Genomic DNA, 20,315 nt, shown 5'->3' on the forward strand with positions numbered 1-20,315 from the left:
TTCGGCGAGGGAGGTGTGGGAGGTGAGGGTGAGGGAGGTATGGAGGGGAGGGGAGGCGTCAGTCCTGTTCGCGGGCGGCACCGTCGGCGGCACGCACGACGAACAGGTCGGGCGTGCCGAAGCCGCGGGCGGCGAAGGCGGCCGTGACGGCGGCCGTGACGGCCGGGATCAGGGCGTGCGGGGTGAGGGCGATCGCCGCCCCGCCGAATCCGCCGCCGGTCATCCGTGCGCCGATCGCTCCGGTGGCCCGGGCGGTCTCGACCGCGAGGTCGAGCTCGGACACCGAGATCTCGAAGTCGTCGCGCATGGACACGTGCGAGGCGTCCAGGAGGGCGCCGATCGCCGTCGGGCCCTGCTCTCGGAGGGTGCGCACGGTGTCGAGAACGCGCTGGTTCTCGGTGACCACGTGCCGTACCCGGCGGAAGGTCTCGTCGTCGAGCAGGTCGCGGGCCCGGGCGAGGTCGTCCACGTCGAGGTCCCGAAGTGACGACACTCCCATCAGCTGGGCGCCCTTCTCGCAGGAGGCCCGGCGGGAGGCGTAGCCGCCGGTGGAGTGGGCGTGGCTCACCCGGGTGTCGATGATGAGCAGTTCGAGCCCGGCCGCGTCGAAACCGAGCGGGATGACCTCGGCGGCGAGACTCCGGCAGTCGAGGAACACGGCCGCGTCGGCCCGGCCGAGCAGGGAGGCGGACTGGTCCATGATGCCGGTCGGCGCCCCGACGGCCCGGTTCTCCGCCAGCTGCCCGACCCTGGCCAGCACGCGCCGGTCCAGTCCGAGTTGCCAGACGTCGTTGAGGGCCACCGCGACCGCGCTTTCGATTGCGGCCGAGGAGGACAGCCCGGCGCCGATCGGCACGTCCGAGTCGATGAACACCTCGAAGCCGGCCACGGCGGCCAGGTCGGCGCCGAACTGGCCGAGCGCCCAGGCGACACCGAGCGGGTAGGCCGACCAGCCCTCGAGGTTCTCGGGGGTGAGGTCGTCCAGTGACAGCTCGACGGTCTCCTCGGCGAAGGAGCTGGCCACGCGGACCAGCCGGTCGGCGCGCACCCCCAGCGCCACGACCGTGCGGCGGTCGATTGCGAACGGGAAGACGAAGCCGTCGTTGTAGTCGGTGTGCTCGCCGATCAGGTTGACCCGGCCGGGGGCCGACCAGAGGCCGGTCGGCTCCGTGTCGAACCGGGTCTGGAAGCCGGTGGTCACCGTCTGGTGGAGGTCGCTCATGACTGGGCCTTTCCGGGGAGGTTGGCGGCCGGTGCGGCCGGGCCGGCGGCATCCGCCGCGGCATCCGCCGCATCGGAACGTTCCAGGGCCGCGCGAATCGTCGCGGCAGCCTGCTCGGGGGTGACATCGCCGATCCAGGCGCCCATGGCGGCCTCCGAACCGGCCAGGAACTTGAGCTTGTCCTCGGCCCGGCGCGGGCTCGTCACCTGCAGCATCAGCCGGATCTCGTCGCGCCGGGTGTTCACCGGGGCCTGGTGCCAGGCGGCGATGTACGGCGTCGGCGTGGCGTAGATGGCGTCGATCCCACGCAGCAGACGTCTGTAGAGCACCGCCAGCTCGTCGCGTTCGGCCAGCGTGGTTCCGGCGAAGTCGGGCACGTGGCGGTGCGGGAGCATGTGCACCTCGATCGGCCAGCGGGCGGCGAACGGCACGAACGCGGTCCAGTGCTCGCCGGTCAGGATGACCCGGTCCCCGGCCTGCTCGCTGGCCAGGATGTCGGCGAACAGGGTCGGCCCGTAGGAGTCGAGGGAGGCGATCACGCGCTGGCTGCGCGGTGTGACGTAGGGGTAGGAGTAGATCTGGCCGTGCGGGTGGTGCAGGGTGACGCCGATCGCCTCGCCGCGGTTCTCGAACGGGAACACCTGCTCGATCCCGGGAAGTTGCGAGAGCGCGTGGGTGCGCTCCGCCCAGGCTTCGATCACGGTGCGGGCACGGGTGACCGAGAGGCTGCCGAACGAGCCCTCGGTGGCCGGGCTGAAACAGACGACCTCGCAGCGGCCGACCGAGGTGCGGATGCGGCCCAGGCCGATCGCGGCCAGGTCGTCGAGACCGGCGGGGGCGTCGGCATCGCTCAGCAGCGGTCCGAACGAGGGCGACTTGTTCTCGAACACGGCCACGTCGTAGTTGCTCGGCACCTCCGACGGGTTCTCCGGCGTCGAGGGGGCCAGCGGGTCGAGGTGCGCCGGCGGCAGGAAGACCCGGTTCTGGCGGGCCGCGGCGATCGACACCCATTCTCCGCTCAGCGGGTCCTGGCGCATCCGGGCCGTCGCGGGGCGCGGATCGAGTTCGCGCAGGTCGGCGGCCCGCTCCGGGGGGAGCGTGGTACCCGGGTCATCGAAGTAGATGAGGTCGCGGCCGTCCGCGAGAGTGTGGCGGTGACGGATGATGCCGGTGTCGGCGACGAAGTCTTCTGTATTCATGGCACTGACCACGATAACAAATTTGCGTATCAGAAACCAGAGGTTTCGGATTGAAAACCAAAGCAAACTAAGTGAAGATGGCTCTATGCCCGAATCAGAATCGTCGAAGGACCAGCACCCGGAACTGCAAGCCGATCGGGGTGCCCTTCCGCCGCACCAGCGGCGGGAGCGCATCAGGATGCTCGTCGACGAGCGGGGGTTCGTGCGGGTCAGCGAACTCCGTGAGGCATTCGGGGTGTCCGGAGTGACAGCCCGGAGCGACCTCGACGCCCTCGAGGCGGCCGGGTCCCTCCAGCGCGTGCACGGCGGGGCGGTGCCCGCGCCGACGACGGGAGCCGGCATCAGACCAGACCGGGAGGCCTCCTTTGAAGAGGCGCTGGCGGCATCCGTGCTGCCCAAGCAGCAGATCGGCGTTCTGGCCGCCTCGCTCGTTTCCAGCGGCCAGAGCGTGATCCTCGACGTGGGAACGACCACGCTCGCGGTGGCGCGGGCGCTGCTGGCCCGAACCGAACTGACCGATGTCGTGATCATCACGAACGGGCTCAGCATCGCGCTCGAGCTCGAGCCGGCCATTCCCCGGTTCACCGTCATCGTCACCGGCGGGTCCTTGCGCCCCCTGCAGCACTCCCTGGTTGAGCCGATGGCCCAGACCGTGCTCGGCCAGGTGCACGCGGACCTGGCCTTCATCGGCTGCAACGGGGTGGACGCGGAGCGCGGGGTGACCAATATCAACCTTCCGGAGGCCGGCATCAAGACGCTCATGCTCGCCGCCGCGACCCGGGCCATCGTCGTGGCCGACGGTTCGAAGCTCGGCCAGGTGCACCTCGGCCGGATCGGGGCGCTGACCGCATTCGACACCCTGGTGACGGATGCCGACGCCCCGTTCGATCGGCTGACGCCCCTCCGCGACGCCGGTCTGACCGTTCTCCAGCCGGGCATAGTCTGAAGTCATGCGAGCAGCGACAGGAACACAGTACGAGTTGCGGGCGGCCTCCCCGAGCGGGCCGGCCAGGGCGATCATCACCGAGGTCGCGGCCGGACTCCGGGCATATTCCGTGGACGGCATAGACCTGGTCGAGTCATTCCCGGCCGAGGTCATCCCGCCCAAGTCGGCGGGCATCGTGCTCGTACCGTGGCCGAACCGCATCCGCGACGGCGTCTGGCTCCATCACGGTGTTGAGCGGCGGCTTCCGCTGAACGAACCGATCGAACAGAACGCGATCCATGGGCTGCTCTACGCCTCGCCCTATCGGCTGCTCGACCGTAGCCCGGATGCCGTCACCCTGGCCGCAACGGTGTTCCCCCGACTCGGCTACCCGTTCCAGCTCGACACCACGGTCACCTACGCCCTCACCGACGACGGCCTGGACGTCACCCACACGGTGCGCAACGTCGGCACGGATGCCGCTCCGGTGGCCATCGGAGCACATCCGTACCTCAAGATCGGCGGGGTGCCCACCGACGACCTGACCCTGACGGTGGCGGCCGGCACCCGCATCCTGGTGGACGAGCGGCTGAATCCGGTCGGCGAGACGGCCGTGGACGGCACCGGCTACGACCTGCGCGCTGGCCGCCTCGTGCGTGAGCTTGACCTTGACGACGGCTTCACCGCCACGATGCTGGAGACCACCGCGATCGGTCACGGCGACGAGCTTGACGACGACTCGCGTGACGAGGTCAAGGGTGCGGTGGAGCACTCGCTGACCGCGCCCGACGGCCGCAGCGTCATCCTCTGGGGCGACGAGAATATGCGCTACGTGCAGGTCTTCACCCCACGGGCCTTTCCGGTTGACACCCCCGACGGGCCGACCCCGGGACGCGCGGTCGCGGTGGAGCCGATGACGGCGCCGGCGAACGCCTTCAACACGGGGGCCGGCCTGCGCTGGCTGGAACCCGGCGAGACCTGGACGGTGCGCTGGGGCATCCGCCACACCGGCCTGGCCGGCTGAACCTGCGGCTGAACGCCCGACCGGTGACCCGGTCGACCGCTGTCAGGACAGCACGTCCATGACCAGTTCCTCGTTTTCGCTGTGGGTGACGAGAGACAGCACGTAGCCGGCGGCGAGCAGCGCGAACGGCAGCGCCACCAGGACCCAGCCGATCGGGCTCAGGCCCCATGAGGTCGTCGTGGGGTCGACGCCCTCGGCCACCGTGCCGGCGAGGAGCCCGAACCGGCTCATCAGGAGGTACTCGCCGAGAACCAGGCCGATCGCGGCGAGGACCGGCGCGATGACCGTCTGGAACGGGTTCTCGCTGCCCTTGTTCCGGTGGAAGTAGACGATGATGGCGATGCAGACGAGGACCTCGATCAGCACGATCGAGACGACGGCGAGACCGCTGAACCAGTAGAACATGTTCAGCACCGGGTCGAGCTGGAAGACCGCGAAGGCCGCGATGACGAGCCCGGTGACGACCGACGTGACCAGGGACGCCGTGCTCGGGGCGCCGCGCGGGTTCACGTGGCTGAGCGGCGCGGGCAGGGCCCCGCCGCGACCGAGCGCGAACAGGTAACGGCCTGACGCGTTCTGGAAGGCGAGCAACCCGGCGAACAGGCTGGACAGCACGAGGATCCCCATCAGGGTCGCCATCCACGGGCCGACGTACTCCGTGGCGAGGGCGAAGAGCACGGCGGCGGGGTCGGCCAGCGGCACGCCGTCGAGGGTCGAGAGCTCCACGGTCTTCTCGACGACGGCGGAGGCGCCCATCCCGGTCACCATGGCGAAGGCCGTGAGCGCGAAGAGTACCGTGATGACACCGACGGCCAAGTAGGTTGCCCGCGGCACGACCTTCTTGGGGTCTTTGGACTCCTCGCCGTAGATGGCCGTGGCCTCGAAGCCGATGAAGGAGGCGAAGGCGAACGCGAAGGCGATCCCGGCCGAACCGGTGAGCCCGCCGGCGAGGATCGCGGTCGGGTTGAACGAGGCCCAGACGTTGATGCCTTCCGGCCCGCCGTCGGCGAGGATCGCGACCGACGTGACGATGAGTGCGGCCAGCTCGAGCAGCATGAGCACGCCGAGGACCTTGGCGCCCACGTCGACGCTGAGCAGGGAGAGCAGGGTGACCAGGACCCAGGCGAGGAGCGTCCAGGCCCACCAGGGCAGCAGTCCGACCTGGGCGGCCAGGAGCCCGCCGAAGAAACCGTAGATCGCGAGCTGGATGGCCAGGTAGGCGAGGATCGACACGAACGCCGAGGCGGTGCCCAGGTGCTTGCCGAGGCCGCGGCCGACGTAGGCGAAGAAGGCGCCGGCGTTGGTCACCCGCTGGCTCATCGCCGCGTAGCCGACGCTGAAGAGGAGCAGGGTGATTCCGACGATGAGGTAGGCCCCCGGGGCGGCCGCCCCGTTGCCGAGCACGATCGCCACGGGAACCGCGCCGGTCATCCCGACGAGCGGGGCCGCGGCGGCGACCACGAAGAAGACGATGCCGATCACGCCGAGCCTGCCCTTGTGCAGGGTGGTCTCCGGTTCGGCCTCGGTGCGGGTGGTCGTCATGGGGTACTCCTCATCGAGTTGACAACGGAATTCAGGGGGTGAGGGCGCCGGCCGGCGGGTGCCGGGTGCAGCCGGTGTCGCCGGCGGTGCCGGTGTGACGACTCTGCCCGAAGGCCCGGTCGCGGAGTTGCCATTCCGGGTACGGCAGTTGACGACCAGTGATGAAACGGATGCCGGGTTCCCGGTCAGCCGCGGCGGTAGCTGCTGGGCGGTTCGCCGAACGCGGTGCGGAAGATCCGGCTGAAATGCGCGGCGTCGATGAACCCCCAGCGCGCGGCGATCACGCCGACCGAGCGGGGCGACAGGATCGGGTCCCGGAGATCCCGGCGGCAGTGCTCCAGCCGCCGGGACCTGATCCAGCCGGACACGGTGGTGTCGGCCGCATGGAACACGTTGTGCAGCTGGCGCAGTGAGATGAAGTGGGCCGCGGCGATCCCCGCCGGTGACAGCGCCGGGTCGCCGAGCTCGGCCTCGATGTAGCGGTGGATGCTCGTGAGCAGGTCGGCGCGGGCTCCGGGCGCCGGGTCGCGACGGATGCTCAGTTCGCTCTCGAACATCGTCGCGACCAGGTCCACGGCGTTGTAGGCGAGCCGGTGGCCGGTCGCCCCGGAGAGGGCGTCGAGGTTCTCGGCCAGCTGCACCATGAACGGGCTGATCATCCGGCCGAGGCCGGCGTCGCCGGCCATCCTCACCGCGGTGAGCTGCGCGATGGCATCCGCAGGCAGGTCGAGCGCATCGTGCGGGAACATCAGCACGAGGGTGCGGAAGTCCCGTTCGAACGCCAGGGTGTACGGCCGGTTCGTGTCGTAGACCGCGAGGTCGCCCGGGCGGAGGGTGGCCTCGCGGTTGTCCTGGATCAGGATCCCGCTGCCGGAGAGCTGCAGGTTGAGTTTGAAGTACTGCCGGTCGGACCTGGTGATGAGCGACGGGGTGCGCAGGACCTGGTGCCCGTTGGCCGTGACCTCCACGATGGAGAGGTCGTCGAGCACCCGCGAGCGCAGCGTGCCGTGGAAGTCCCTGGCGTCGGTGCGCACCTCGAGCGGAACGAACGAATCCGAGACGAGGGTGCGCCACTCGCCGAACGAGTTCGCCTCCGCGCGGCGGACAGAGTCGGCGCTGCCGCCGACCGGGGTGGGCTGGGTGGCCATGGTCATCGTCACGGTGGGCTCCTTTGCCGTCGTGTACAGACTCGCTGTGGCAGTAACCTAGCCGGGTTCGCCGGCAAAGTCACTCTTTTTTCGACAGATGTTGAAAAACGAGGGTGCGGATCAGTCGCCCGTCGCCAGCAGCTGGAGGTAGCCGTCGAGCTGGGTGATCAGCTGGTTCGGCGAGTGGTCGGCGGGGGAGAGGGCCGCCGTGATCTGGGCGCCCAGCACCACCGTCATCAGGTGCCCGACGATGTCCGCGTCGCTGACCAGCGTGTGCACCTCCCCGCTCTCGCGGCACTCGGTGAGCAGTGCGCGCAGGGCCTGCCGCCACTGCAGCATGGAGGCGTCGTGCAGCGTCGCCTTCGCCGGGTCGCCGAGCGCCTTCTGCCAGAACGGGATGACGATCCGGGCCTCGCTGATCCGGATGTCGTCCAGGGGGAGAATCTCGTGGCAGTAGGCCCGCAGTGCGACGAGTCCGGTCTTCCCGGTCGTGGCGGCGCGCATCCGTTCGCTGGTCTGGCTGAACACGTGCCCGAACGCGAAGGTGAGCAGGTCGTCCTTGGTCGGGAAGTAAGGCTTCAGGGCGCCGTTCGCGAACCCGGCCTCAGCCGCGATTTCGCGCATCGTCGCACCCTCGATGCCGTGCCTGGCGATGATGCGCCAGGTCGCGTTGACCAGCTCGACCCGACGCTGGTCGTGGTCGACAACCTTTGGCATGCTTCCCCGTCTCCGACAGTCCTCGAAGGAATTGACCCTTGCCCCCGAGCATAGTGAGCCCTATTCTTCTACAACCATAGGAAATAAATGCAGTGACGCATTTGGATGCCCGCGCGTCCACCTGCCCGGCCTACAACCTCGAAAGGGTTCCCATGACACTCGCCTCCGCTGACGCCAACACGGCGTTGCCGCCGCTCGCCGGTGCGCACGCGCTGACCACCACCGCCGAACTCGAGTCGGTCAGGGCCATCCTGGGTGACGCCGGGCTGCTCGGGGAGAACGTGCGGTTCGCCTACCTGGGCCTGCTCGATCCGCCGCGGGGCGCGGAGTCCGGCGAGCCGAACCGGCGCTTCCGGGCCTTCCTGCACGACATCTCCGGTGCCGCTCCCCGGGACGTCACGGTCTCGGCCACCCGGCGGGCCGTCGAATCGGTCACCCTGCTCGACACCGCGGTCACCGGGGAGCTGCCCGTGCTCGAGGAGGAGTTCGGCGCGGTCGAGGAACTTCTCACCCACGACGCGCGCTGGCTGGCCGCGCTCGCCGCGCGCGGGCTGGACGTCGCCACCGTGCGGGTCGCCCCGCTGTCGGCCGGCGTCTTCGAGTATCCGGAGGAGAAGGGCCGGCGCATCCTGCGCGGGCTCGCCTTCGTGCAGCAGTTCCCGGAGGACAGTCCGTGGGCCCACCCGATCGACGGGCTCGTCGCCTACGTCGACATCGTGAGCAAGACCGTCGACCAGGTCATCGACTACGGTGTGGTGCCGATCCCGGCCGAGCACGGCAACTACACCGACCCCGCGCTCACCGGTCCGCTGCGGGAGACGCTCAAGCCGATCGAGATCACCCAGCCGGAGGGCCCGAGCTTCACCGTCACCGGCGGGAACCACGTCGAGTGGGAGAAGTGGAGCCTCGATGTGGGCTTCGATGTGCGCGAGGGCGTCGTGCTGCACAACATCGGCTTCGACGATGCCGGGGTGCGCCGGTCGATCATCCGCCGGGCGTCGATCGCGGAGATGGTCGTGCCCTACGGCGATCCGTCGCCCGTGCGGTCCTGGCAGAACTACTTCGACACCGGTGAGTACCTGGTCGGCCAGTACGCCAATTCGCTCGAACTCGGCTGCGACTGCCTCGGTGAGATCACCTACCTCAGCCCCGTCATCACCGACGGCTTCGGCAACCCTCGGGAGATCCGCAACGGAATCTGCATGCACGAGGAGGACTGGAGCATCCTCTCCAAGCACAGCGACCTCTGGACCGGGATCGAGTACACCCGCCGCAACCGGCGCCTGGTGATCTCCTTCTTCACGACCATCGGCAACTACGACTACGGCTTCTACTGGTACCTCTACCTCGACGGCACCATCGAGTTCGAGGCGAAGGCCACCGGCATCGTCTTCACCAGCGCGTACCCGGGCAAGGGCTACCCGTATGCCTCGGAGCTGGCCCCGGGGCTCGGCGCCCCGTTCCACCAGCACCTCTTCAGCGCCCGGCTGGACATGGCCGTCGACGGGCTCACCAACCGGGTCGAGGAAGAGGAGGCGGTGCGGGTGCCGATGGGAGTCGGCAACGAACGCGGCAACGCCTTCACCCGCAAACGCACGGTGGTGGCCCGCGAGGCCGACGGGGTGCGGGAGGCGGACATGCGGCACGGCCGCACCTGGCTGGTCTCGAACCCGAACGTGCTCAACCGCCTCGGCGAGCCGGTCGGCTACAAGCTCTACCCGCAGGGCCAGCCGACCCTGCTCGCGGACGAGGAATCGTCGGTCGCGCGCCGGGCGGCATTCGCGACCAAGGACCTCTGGATCACCCGCTTCGCCGAGGAGGAGCGCTACCCCACCGGGGACTTCGTCAACCAGCACGCGGGTGGCGCCGGTCTTCCCGCCTACCTGGCGGCGGATCGTGACCTGGACGGGCAGGACATCGTGCTCTGGCACACCTTCGGCCTGACCCACTATCCGCGGATCGAGGACTGGCCGATCATGCCGGTCGACACCGCCGGGTTCAAGCTCAAGCCGGACGGTTTCTTCGACCGCAGCCCGGTCCTCGACGTGCCGGCCAGCACCCCGGCCGCAGCGGGCGAGGACCACTGCCACTGCTGACCTGCCGTAGCCGCCCCTGTCGCGCTGGTAGACCTGTCGCGACCGGCGGCTGTCCGGCGGCCGATCTTGTCGACCCCCGAATGACGTGACAGGTCCACCCTCCTCTCGTCTAGCTCTCGTCGCGCTCCCCGCGGGCCACCCGGCGCGGATCGAGGGGCTCAACGATTGCGGCGGCGTCCAGTGCCCCGTGGCCGGAGGCACTTGCCGTCGTGAATGCGGCCAGGGAGGCCGCTGCAACGGGGGTGGGAACGTGCCACTCAGCGGCCGCGTTGACCGAGAGCCTCAGATCCTTGGCGGCCATGTCGACGGCGAACCTTGGGGCGAGGTCGTCCGCGACCATCCAGTCCAAGCGCAGGTCGGCCTGAACAGACCAGCCCCCCGTCGTGCGCAGGGCCTCCGTGAACCGGTCAGCGGGGATCCCTGCCCGTCGGGCGAGGACGTAACCTTCGGCGAGGATGGCGAGGTTGCTCATCCCGACGAGGTTGGAGACGAGCTTGAAGATCGTGGCGCCTTCGACGGACCCCATGTCGTAGACATCGTTCGACAATACCTTCAGGAGCGGAGCGAGACGCTCGATGTCCGCGGTGGAACCGCCGACAAAGGCGGGAATCTCCCCCTTCTCGGCATGTGCCGGCGTCTTGCCGACGGTGCAGGCAACGAACGACGCCGACGTGGACGCTGCGATCATGTCACTGATCCGACGAGAGGTCGCGGGGTCGATCGTTGACAGGTCGACCGCGATCGAACCCGAGGCGAGATTCGGGGCCTGCTCGGCCCAGAACTTCTCCACCAGTTCGGGGGTGGGCAAAGAGGAGAACACCACCGCGGACCCGGTGACGGCATCCTTCGCGGACGAGGCGGCGGCGGCGCCGGCCGCGGTAGTGCGGTCGATCGCTGGGCCGTTGAGGTCGAAGACGCGCATGGTCCATCCGGCCGTGGCGAGGTTTCGGGCGATTGCTCCGCCCATGGCACCCAGGCCGACGAAGCCGATGCTGTCGCTCGGGACGAGGGGGCTCATCGATGCGGGTGACTGAATCTGACTGGGCATCCGGTTCCTCCGTAAAGCAGCGCGGCTACCGGGCTGCCGCGGGTCGCGGGGCCTAGCTGCGCTGACCGTTCGACCATATCCTACTTTGGGATATCACGAACAATATTGTGTTTGTTTTTTACCATAGTCGCCGACCCGGAGGCAGCCCCGGTCGCGCCAACCGAAGGATCCTCACGGCCTGTGATCGGGACTTCCCGGTGGCCCACGCAGGTTGAGGTCCCACCTCAAGCGGGAGTTTGTGAGAAGATTGTGACATTCGCGCAGGTTTGATCGAAAAGTTGTTGCCCATCGAAAGGACGTCATCGGAATGAGCCCTGAATCCATGCGCTACACCGGCGCCCCTGCGCGCCGCGCGGCGATTGTCGACAGGGTTCGCGCCACGGGCTTCGCCTCGATCGCGGACCTCTCCGAGCGCCTCAACGTCTCGGAGATGACCGTGCGACGCGATGTGCGGAGGCTCCAGGACGACGGTGACGCCGTGGCGGTGCACGGGGGCGTGCGTCTTCGACTTGCCGAGACGGACGACGATCCGGATGCCCCCGGGTACAACGGGCGGGAGAGCGCCCGCAACGCGGCCAAACGAACGGTCGGCCGGGCCGCGGCCGAGTGCGTGCTCCCCGACGACGTGATTGCAGTCGACGCCGGCACGACGACGATGGAGCTCGCCCGAGCCCTGTCCTCGGATTTTCACGGGACGGTCATCACCCATTCGCTCCCCGTCATCAACCGACTCCTCGATCAACCCGCAGCGACCGTCATCGCCCTGGGCGGCGATCTGCACCGGGCAAGCCGCGCCCTCGTGGGTTCGGCAACCGTCGAGATGGCGCACCGCTATCGCGTGAGAACGTTCTACCTGGCCGCCGCCGCGGTCGACGAGCGTGGCGTCTACGCCTCGGCCGACGTCGAGAGGCTCGTCAAGCTGGAGCTCATGGACATCGCGGACCGGGTCGTGCTCCTCATCGACCATGGCAAGTTCGCGGCTCGCGGGCCGGTGTTCCTCTGCGACTGGGGCCGGCTGTCCGCTGTCGTCACCGATCGCCAGCCGCCGGCCGGGATTGCCGCGCGCCTCCTGGCCGACGGAATCGACCTGGTGCTGCCGGCCGAGTCAGAGCACGAGGACACTGCCGCCGAGAACTGACGTTGCCGCTGAACACCCCGCGCACTCGTCTTGATCCTCGCAGATTCACCCCGTGGCCGGCTTTTCGTCACCGGGACGTCTCGTCGAGCGCCCGCGCCGCAACCACCGATGAGTCACGGCGTCGGGATGCCCCGCGCCACCCGTTGGGTCTGGCGGCGCCATGTTGTTGCTAAACAAACAACTGTTTGTTCTATGACTCGCATAAAATGGGGTAGAGTCAACAATTAGCGCAGCGTGTTACCGCAGAATCAGTGGCAGCCCCGTGTTCGCGCTACTTCCCGGAGGTGCAAGGATGCCCAGTCTGTTTCAGGTTGTCTGCGTCGGAGTCGTGACCATCGACGCCCTGGCGCTCGTGGACCGGTATCCGGCCGCGGACGAACGCGTCGTCGGAGATCAGATCGCCATCGTCGGAGGCGGCCCCGCGGCCAACGCAGCGGTCGTGCTTGCCCGCCAGGGCATTCCGGTTGCGTTCGTCGGCCGGGTCGGTGCCGACTCCGCGGGTGAGCAAGCCGTGCGGCTGCTCGAACTGGAGGGCGTCGATGTCTCCGGCGTCATGCGCGACGCAGCCACCCCGACCCAGGCTTCGTGCGTCGTGGTCTCCACGGAGAACAAGACACGGGCGATCTCCACACTGGCCGTCCCGCCCCTCCCGTCGCTCGCCGAGATGGGGTCCCGGGCCGTCGAACTCGTCCGGTCGGCCGAGTGGGTGCACACCGATCACCTGGGGTTCGGCCCGGTCGCCGACCTGCTCTCCACGATGAGTCCGTCGGATCGTCCACGCCTCGCGGTCGATGCCGGCAACCAGGTCGCCGCACTCGACGTCTCCCTGCTCGACCTCTACATCCCCACCACCACGTCGCTGGCCGCGCAATATGGCCAGCCGGATACCGACCACGGGGTCGAGGAGGCTGCGCGTCTCGCGCTGGCCGAGGGCGCCCGCGCCGTCGTGGCCACGAACGGCTCCGAAGGATCGACCGCCTGGTGGTCGGCGCAGTTCGCGCCGGGCAGGGAGCCGGGCCGGGTGCACGTGTCGGCAGCGACGGGGATCGACATCCTCTCCACCCTGGGCGCCGGGGACGTGTTTCACGGCGCTTTGCTCTCCGCCCTCTGCCGCGGCCTCGACTGGCCCGAGGCCCTTCGACAGTCCAACGACACCGCGGCACTGTCCTGCCGCGCCCTTGACGGGCGGAGTGCCGTTCCCACCCTCGACGAGCTGCTCACACTCTCGCCCCGATAACCAGACCACGGCGTGCCCTGTCCTCGGCGCGCCGGTCCATCACTCAATTCCTACGAAGGAGAACAGAAACATGACCCTCTCACCCACCCTCACCACCGCAGCCTGCACGCTGCAGGACATCGCACGTCCCTCCGGCGGATTCGCGATGCTCGCCGTCGACCAGCGGGAAGCCCTGCGCAACATGTTCACGGCAGCCGGCGCCAAGGCCCCGGTCAGCGATCAGACCCTCACCGACTTCAAGGTGCTCGCAACCCAGATCGTCAGCCCCTACGCATCCGGGGTGCTCGTCGACCAGCAGTTCTCCTACGACGCCGTCCTCGCCGCCAACGCCGTTGACCCGTCCTGTGCGCTCATCGTTGCCGCCGACGACTTCCTGCCCGGGAACGGAATCCCGGTTGACAGCGTGCAGATCGACCGCGCGATCGACCCCGCAGCGCTTCGGGCCGCCGGCGTCAAGGCGCTCAAGCTCCTCGTGCTGTGGCGCTCCGACGAGTCCGCCGAGCAGCGCACGGAAATGGTCGCCGAATTCGGTGCACTGTGCCGCGGAGCCGGTCTGCTCAGCATCATCGAGCCCGTCGTCCGCCCTCCCCGCCGCGGAGCGGCCTTCGATCGGGAAGCCGCGATCCTCGCGGCCGCAACCGAGCTGGGCAACACCGGAGCCGACCTGTACAAGGGTGAGATGCCCTACGGGGCACAGGCCAACGACAAGACCCTCTTCGACGCCTGCCGCCGACTTGACGGGGAGCTGAACATGCCGTGGGTGATCCTCTCGTCGGGAGTCGACGCCGACATATTCGGGAAGGCCGTGCGCATCGCCGTCTCGGCAGGCGCCTCGGGGTTCCTGTCCGGCCGCGCCGTCTGGGCGTCGGTCGTGGGGGCAGCGGATCCCGCGACGATGCTCCGGGACGTCTCGGTGCCGCGTCTCAAGCGACTCGGCGAGGTCGTCGACGAGGCACTGGCGGCGCGCTGATGACTATCACCGAACAGACCACCACGCAGCTCAGCACGGATGCCGCGATGTCCCCTCTCCTGAACTGGATCGGCAACCCGGCACACACCCGGTGGCTCGAAACCGAACTTGACCGGATCCTCGAGTTCGGCCGCAACGGCAAGGTCACCAACGGCTTCGGCTGGATCAGCAACACCGGCGGCATCCGCGAGGAGATGGGCACTCACCTGTGGATCACCGCCCGGATGGTGCACGTCTACGCGGCCGCGGCCGTCATGGGCCGCCCCGGGGCACGCAGCCTGGCCGCCCACGGCATCGAGTGCCTGACCAACGGCATCCTTCGCGACCGCGTGAACGGCGGCTGGTTCGCCTCCGTGGCCAACGAGGGCGACCAGGTCATCGACCGCAAGAAGGAGGCTTACGCCCACATGTTCGTCGCGCTGGGCGCGGCGAGCGCGACCGCCGCCGACATCCCTGGCGCTCGGGAACTGCTCGACCTGGCCATCGACGCCGTCAACACCCATTTCTGGTCTGACACCGAGAACATGTGCCTGGACAACTGGGACGAGGCCTTCACCGAGTGCGACGACTACCGCGGCGGCAACGCCAACATGCACGCGGTCGAGGCCTTCCTGATCCTCCACGACGTCACTCACGACGACGTGTGGCTTGACCGCTCGATCTCGATCGCGTCACTGCTCATCCACAAGGTCGCCCGCAGCAATCATTACCGGGTCAACGAGCACTTCGACCAGCAGTGGAACCCGATTCTCGACTACAACAAGGACGCGCCCGGCGACCGGTTCCGCGCGTTCGGCGGCACCCCGGGTCACTGGGTCGAATGGGGTCGCCTCCTGGTGCAGCTGCGCGCCACCCTGCTGGCCGAGGGCAAGACCCCGCCATCCTGGCTCGTCGAAGACGCCGAAGGTCTCTTCAACGGCGCCGTGCGCGACGCCTGGTCCACCGACGGCGCCCCCGGCTTCGTCTACTCCGTCGACTGGGAAGGCAAGCCGGTGATCCGCTCCCGGATTCGCTGGGTCATCGTCGAGGCGATCGGCTCGGCGTACGCACTTCACCAGGTGACCGGCGACGCCAAGTACGCCGCCTACTACCAGGAGTTCTGGGACTACTGCCGCGACTACCTCATGGACTACGAGACCGGTTCCTGGTGGCAGGAGCTGAACGAGAAGAACGAGGTATCGAGCCTGGTCTGGAACGGCAAGCAGGACATCTACCACCTGCTGCACTGCCTGCTCGTCCCCCGGCTGCCCCTGACCCCGGGCCTGGTCCCGGCGCTGGCGGACGGTCTGCTCGACCACATCTAGATCGGATCATCGCGCCGGCCGGCAACCGGCGCGCGCACGACCGCGCCACCACCTGGCGCGCGCAGAACCCAACCTCGTCGTCGCCCCACCCGGGGCGACGACGGTCATCAAAGAAGAGGACAAGAAATGGGTGTTTCAACACAGACCGGCGGGGCCGTATCCACGGGCCTGCAGCCGGTTCTCAGCCTCAGGGAGAAGCTCGGCTACGGTTCCGGCGACGTCGGGTTCAACTTCCTGTTCGACATGGGGCAGCTGTACCTGCTGAAGTTCTTCACGGACGCGCTCGGGATCAATCCCGCCATCGCGGGCACCATCTTTCTTGTCGCGAAGATCTGGGATGCCTTCGCCGACGTAGCGGTGGGCACCTGGGTGGACAACCGCACGAAGCTCGGCAAACGCGGCAAATACCGCTCTTTCATTTTTTACGCGACCATTCCTCTGGCATTGATGCTGATCGCGTCGTTCCAGATTCCCGACTTCTCCCTGACCGGGCGCACCATCTGGGCCTTCGCCGTCTACATGCTGTTCGGCACCGCCTACTCCATCGCGAACATCCCCTATGGCGCCCTGGTGCCGGCGATGACTCGCAACCTGCAGGAACGTTCCGTGCTGTCCTCGCTCCGCCAGGGTGGAGGCACCCTCGGCCTGCTGATCTCGACAGTGGTGTTCTGGCCGATCGTGAATGCCTTCGACGACCAGGCTCAGGGCTACACCGTGGCAGTGACGGTGTTCGCCATCGCGGGGACCGTGATGATCTACGTGATGTACAACAACGTTCAGGAACGATTCGTCGGCAGCCCTCAAGGTGTGCAGGTCGCGGCCCCGAAGGTGCCGCTTTCCAAGCAATACCGCCTGCTGTTCTCGAACCGTCCGTTGATGGGCTTGTGCCTGGCCAACCTGGCCATCTTCTCCGCCTTCAACGTGCGGATCGCGGTGCAGGTGTACTTCACCGAGTACAACCTGGGCGACACCTGGGCGCTCTCATTCATCGGCCTCTTCGCGATCGCCTGGGTCTTCCCCGGCGTCGCGATCACCCCGTGGCTGACCCGACGTATCGGCAAACGCCAGACCTACATCCTCGGCTGTGCCATCTGGTTCATCGCCGATTTCCTCGCCTTCTTCGTGGTGCACGACACGCTCACGCTGGTGATCCTGTCCAGCTTCACCTTCTTCGGCAGCGCGCTTCCGAACAGCCTCAACTGGGCCATGGTGTCCGACACCGTCGAATACGGGGAGTGGAAGTCAGGCATCCGCAGCGAAGCCCTCACCTACTCGGCGTTCACCTGGTTTCGCAAACTGTCCCAGGCCATCGCCGGTTTCATTCCAGGTGTCGTGCTGGCCCTCGTCGCCTACGCCCCCAACGTGGCACAACAGTCCGAAGGTGCCCTGTTCGGCATCCGCGCACTGATGTTCCTCTACCCGATGGCCATGTCGATCTTCGCGATCATTGCCATCTGGTACGTCTACAAGCTCTCCGACGAGCGGTGTGTCGAAATTCAGGAGGAACTGCACGTTCGACACGCCCAGGAAGCCGGCGACGAATCCTCCGATCTGACTGGAACCCTGGTGACCAAGTGATGATCGACACCCAGACCGAACCGTACATCCTCAAGTACGTCGGAAACGTCACCGAGACCGATCATGGCGTGGACTTCCTGGTGACGGGCATGGCGGCGAAGGCTCTGCCCGGCATCCCCGGCTGGATGACCGGAGAATCTCCGGAGCAGCAGGGCATTGAAACGACGATGCCGAACCTGCCCCGGGACTTGCAGCTCCCGGGGCTGGACCAGATCGAGTACCGATGCCGGGTCGTGGCCCTCGGGCCGCAGACCGTGCGGGTGGCGATCGCGCCGGCCGAGCACCAGATGTGGCGGGAACCGGAGGTGTGGCCCGGCATCATGGTCACCGCGACCAATGGCGACCAGAGTGCGGAGCTTCGGGAGACCAACGACACGCTGGAGATCCGGCTGGCCGGCTGCACGCTGCGAATCGGCAAGTCCCCCCTCACCCTGGCCCTGTACCGCGAGGAGACCCAGCTGCTGCGCACCGGGGAACGGCTGCGCCAGGTGGCCGGCTTCCCGATGGCGCCGCCCGTGATCGCGGCGAACGGGAACATCAACCTCAACCTGGAGATGGGCGTCGGCGAGAAGATCTTCGGCTTCGGAGAGCAGTTCTCCCGGTTCGAGAAGAGCGGACAAGAGCTGGTCCTCGAGGTCAACGACGCGCTCGGCACCGGCACCGGACTGGCCTACAAGCCGGTGCCGGTGTGGCACTCCACCGCGGGCTATTCCGCCTTCGTGAACTCCGGCGCAACCCTCACCGCCGACGTCGGCCACCGTCGGCCCAGCGTGCTGGGGATCACCCTGGACGATGCCGGCCTCGACCTGATCCTGTTCGCAGCAGCATCCGTTGAACAGCGGCTGACTGACTACACGGCGTTGACCGGTCGGGCCAAACGGCCACCGTTGTGGGCGTTCGGGTTCTGGATGGGACGGTGCCGCTATCACAGCGACACCGAGATGTTGGCCGTCGGCAGCACCATGCGGGAGCACCAGGTGCCGGGCGACGTTCTCCACCTCGACCCGGACTGGCTGGTCGTCGACCGGCTGAACACCGACTTCATCTGGAACAGCGACCGGTTCGGTGATCGCGGCGCCTTCGTCGAAGGCCTTCGCTCGCAGGGATTCCGGCTGTCGATGTGGGAGCTGCCCTATCTCGATCCAGCCTCGCCGGTCTTCGAGGAAGCCCAGGAGGGCGGACACTTGCTGCGGATGCCGGACGGCGGGCTGGCCGAGATCCAGGGCACTCCGACGCCCGACGGCCGGATGCGGGCCCTGTTCGACGTCACCAACCCGGCCACCGCCCAGTGGATCCTGGACAAGCAGAAGCCGTTCTTCGACGACGGTGTGGCCGTGATCAAGACGGACTTCGGCGAAGGCTGCCCGTCCGGTGCCGCCGCCGCCGACGGCACGCCCGGCAACTACATCCACAACCTTTACCCGCTGCGCTACAACGGCCTGTTCTCCGACATCATCGGCGAGCTCACCGGTCGCACACCGCTGGTGTGGGGACGTAGCGGCTGGGCCGGCTCGCACCGCTACCCGGGACAGTGGGGCGGCGACGCCGAGTCCACCGTGGTGGGGATGCAGGCGACCCTGCGCGGGGGCCTGTCCTACGCGACCTGCGCGCCAGGCTACTGGAGCCATGACATCGGTGGCTTCTACGGCCCGGAACTCACGCCGGGCCTCTACATCCGCTGGACCCAGTTCGGCGCCCTGTCGCCGTTGATGAGGGCTCATGGCCTCCGGCCCCGGGAGCCGTGGGAGTTCGGGCCGGACGCGCTGCGCGTCTGCCGCGACTGGATTCGCCTGCGCTACTCACTGCTGCCGTACCTGTGGCAGGTGGGCGGCGAGGTGGAGACCGAGGGGCTCCCGTTCATCCGCCCGCTGTGCCTGCACTACGCCGACGACCCGGTCGCCCTGTCAATCGACGACGAGTACCTGTTCGGCGGCGACATCCTGGTTGCACCGGTGATGGATGACGGAATGCAGCCGGTGACCCGGTCGATCTACCTGCCGGCCGGAACCTGGTACGACTTCTTCACCGACGAGCGCTTTGAGGGCCCGACGTTCATCCAGCGCCAGGTGTCGATCGACGAGATGCCGGTCTTCGTGCGCTCCGGCGGCGTCGTGCCGCGCGTCGAGGTCACCCCCGAGGTCCGCAACACCGACGACCTGCGCAGCCAGCCGTGGACCGTGCACGTGTGGGGCGAGGTATCGCAGGCCGCGATCGACGGCCTCGAGGGCTTCGACGGCCCGGCGTCCATTGCCGAAATCGTTCGCCATGGGTGACGTTTGATGGACACGCTCACTCTCGTCGGTGTCGGAGTCGTCTTGTTCTTCGGCTCCTTCATCCAGCGGGTGACCGGAATGGGGCTGGCCCTGGTCGCCAGCCCCTTCCTGGTGCTCCTCCTGGGCAGTGTCACCGGCGTGCAAACGCTCCAGGTGGTCGGACTCGGCGTGTGCCTGGTCAGTGCGATCACCCTTCGGTCAGACGTGAACATGCGCGTGGCGGTGCTGCTGCTGGTCGCGTCGGCGATCGGGGTTGTCCCCGGGACATTGATCGCCAACGCGCTGCCGGCCAGCTGGCTCGGCATCCTGATCGGCACCGTGACCCTCATCGCCCTGGCCTCCACCGTCTTTCTGCGTAAGAGCAGGCTCTTCGTGGGCGCGCGGGGCACCGGGATCGCCGGCGCCCTCTCCGGCTTCATGAATGTGACCGCGGGGGTGGGCGGCCCGCCTATCGTCATCTACGCCAACTCCACCGACTGGGAATACAAAGAGTATCTGGCCACCGTTCAGCTGTACTTCGCCGGCCTCAACATCTTGTCGTTGATCGCCAGGGGGGTGCCCGACCTTCCGACGGCAGGCTGGATGGTCGCGGCCGGCTCCGCGGTCGCCGGCGTCGTGATCGGCAACCTTCTCAGCGCGAGTATCAACGACTCGATCGCAAAAAAGGCCGTCTTCGCCATCGCCGGCGTCGGATCCTTGGCCACGGTGATCCAGGGCCTTTCCGCTCTTTAGCACGGCGACCGGACAACATCGACAGAGCCACTCAATCCTGCGACGGATGCCTGCTGGCGACCCGAATCGGAAGTTGCACTCCTGAAGTGTGAGTCGTCCGGTTCTCATCCGCCCGGGTGCGGCAGCGCAGCGGCCCCATGCTGACTGAATCCGGGACACGAT

Annotated in this window: 16 protein-coding genes; 10 read left to right on the plus strand and 6 right to left on the minus strand. The window is 68.0% G+C overall.

The features are described from left to right. Positions 1 to 58: 58 nt before the first annotated feature. Together galK and galT are read right to left on the minus strand one after the other, a co-directional pair. Positions 59 to 1,222: a galactokinase gene (galK, locus tag E3O32_RS02785; protein WP_134506758.1), complete on the minus strand. Its 1,164-nt coding sequence runs from the start codon at positions 1,220 to 1,222 to the stop codon at positions 59 to 61. Beyond that, positions 1,219 to 2,421 carry a galactose-1-phosphate uridylyltransferase gene (galT, locus tag E3O32_RS02790; protein WP_134506760.1) on the minus strand — a complete coding sequence of 401 codons (1,203 nt, stop codon included), beginning with the start codon at positions 2,419 to 2,421 and terminating at the stop codon, positions 1,219 to 1,221. The genes galK and galT overlap by 4 nt, the downstream gene beginning before the upstream one ends. A gap of 85 nt (positions 2,422 to 2,506) precedes the next feature. Between galT and E3O32_RS02795 the strand changes: the two genes are divergently transcribed. Together E3O32_RS02795 and E3O32_RS02800 are read left to right on the plus strand one after the other, a co-directional pair. Further along, positions 2,507 to 3,367 carry a DeoR/GlpR family DNA-binding transcription regulator gene (locus E3O32_RS02795; RefSeq protein WP_134506762.1) on the plus strand — a complete coding sequence of 287 codons (861 nt, stop codon included), beginning with the start codon at positions 2,507 to 2,509 and terminating at the stop codon, positions 3,365 to 3,367. A 4-nt stretch (positions 3,368 to 3,371) separates the two neighbouring features. Continuing rightward, positions 3,372 to 4,370, plus strand: a complete 999-nt coding sequence (locus E3O32_RS02800) for an aldose 1-epimerase family protein (protein ID WP_134506764.1) — start codon at positions 3,372 to 3,374, stop codon at positions 4,368 to 4,370. A 42-nt stretch (positions 4,371 to 4,412) separates the two neighbouring features. Here E3O32_RS02800 and E3O32_RS02805 read toward each other — a convergent pair whose 3' ends face one another. The 3 genes from E3O32_RS02805 to E3O32_RS02815 form a co-directional block, all read right to left on the minus strand. After that, positions 4,413 to 5,912: an APC family permease gene (locus E3O32_RS02805; protein WP_134506766.1), complete on the minus strand. Its 1,500-nt coding sequence runs from the start codon at positions 5,910 to 5,912 to the stop codon at positions 4,413 to 4,415. 185 nt (positions 5,913 to 6,097) lie between these two features. Further along, positions 6,098 to 7,060, minus strand: coding sequence for an AraC-like ligand-binding domain-containing protein (locus E3O32_RS02810; RefSeq protein ID WP_420898087.1), 963 nt, complete (start codon positions 7,058 to 7,060; stop codon positions 6,098 to 6,100). Between the two features lie 120 nt (positions 7,061 to 7,180). Beyond that, on the minus strand, positions 7,181 to 7,777 hold the full coding sequence (locus E3O32_RS02815) for a TetR/AcrR family transcriptional regulator (protein WP_134506768.1): 597 nt from the start codon (positions 7,775 to 7,777) through the stop codon (positions 7,181 to 7,183). Between the two features lie 152 nt (positions 7,778 to 7,929). On the opposite strand from E3O32_RS02815, the gene E3O32_RS02820 reads away from it, so the two are divergent. Beyond that, entirely contained in the window at positions 7,930 to 9,873 is a 1,944-nt protein-coding gene (locus tag E3O32_RS02820; RefSeq protein WP_134506941.1) for a primary-amine oxidase, read from the plus strand. A 109-nt stretch (positions 9,874 to 9,982) separates the two neighbouring features. Here the strand turns inward: E3O32_RS02820 and E3O32_RS02825 are convergent, their stop codons facing one another. Further along, a complete protein-coding gene (locus E3O32_RS02825; RefSeq protein ID WP_198417512.1) occupies positions 9,983 to 10,921 on the minus strand; it encodes an NAD(P)-dependent oxidoreductase in 939 nt (312 codons plus the stop codon). A gap of 307 nt (positions 10,922 to 11,228) precedes the next feature. On the opposite strand from E3O32_RS02825, the gene E3O32_RS02830 reads away from it, so the two are divergent. The 7 genes from E3O32_RS02830 (at position 11,229) to E3O32_RS02860 (ending at position 20,153) form a co-directional block, all read left to right on the plus strand. Next, positions 11,229 to 12,059 carry a DeoR/GlpR family DNA-binding transcription regulator gene (locus tag E3O32_RS02830; protein WP_134506770.1) on the plus strand — a complete coding sequence of 277 codons (831 nt, stop codon included), beginning with the start codon at positions 11,229 to 11,231 and terminating at the stop codon, positions 12,057 to 12,059. Between the two features lie 292 nt (positions 12,060 to 12,351). Beyond that, the gene (locus E3O32_RS02835; RefSeq protein ID WP_134506772.1) at positions 12,352 to 13,296 is read left to right on the plus strand and encodes a carbohydrate kinase family protein; all 945 of its coding nucleotides are present in this window, start codon (positions 12,352 to 12,354) and stop codon (positions 13,294 to 13,296) included. Between the two features lie 70 nt (positions 13,297 to 13,366). After that, the gene (locus tag E3O32_RS02840) at positions 13,367 to 14,266 is read left to right on the plus strand and encodes an aldolase (protein ID WP_134506774.1); all 900 of its coding nucleotides are present in this window, start codon (positions 13,367 to 13,369) and stop codon (positions 14,264 to 14,266) included. Then, positions 14,266 to 15,570, plus strand: coding sequence for an AGE family epimerase/isomerase (locus E3O32_RS02845; protein ID WP_277612767.1), 1,305 nt, complete (start codon positions 14,266 to 14,268; stop codon positions 15,568 to 15,570). Before E3O32_RS02840 ends, E3O32_RS02845 begins: the two co-directional genes overlap by 1 nt. Positions 15,571 to 15,696: 126 nt before the next feature. Continuing rightward, positions 15,697 to 17,148: a glycoside-pentoside-hexuronide (GPH):cation symporter gene (locus tag E3O32_RS02850; RefSeq protein ID WP_134506776.1), complete on the plus strand. Its 1,452-nt coding sequence runs from the start codon at positions 15,697 to 15,699 to the stop codon at positions 17,146 to 17,148. Beyond that, positions 17,148 to 19,421 (plus strand): glycoside hydrolase family 31 protein, encoded by a 2,274-nt coding sequence (locus tag E3O32_RS02855; protein WP_134506778.1) that lies wholly within the window; start codon positions 17,148 to 17,150, stop codon positions 19,419 to 19,421. The genes E3O32_RS02850 and E3O32_RS02855 overlap by 1 nt, the downstream gene beginning before the upstream one ends. Positions 19,422 to 19,427: 6 nt before the next feature. After that, positions 19,428 to 20,153 (plus strand): sulfite exporter TauE/SafE family protein, encoded by a 726-nt coding sequence (locus tag E3O32_RS02860; RefSeq protein ID WP_134506780.1) that lies wholly within the window; start codon positions 19,428 to 19,430, stop codon positions 20,151 to 20,153. Positions 20,154 to 20,315 lie beyond the last annotated feature (162 nt).

Origin of the sequence: Cryobacterium mannosilyticum, from assembly GCF_004402705.1 — a bacterium.
Classification (GTDB): domain Bacteria; phylum Actinomycetota; class Actinomycetes; order Actinomycetales; family Microbacteriaceae; genus Cryobacterium; species Cryobacterium mannosilyticum.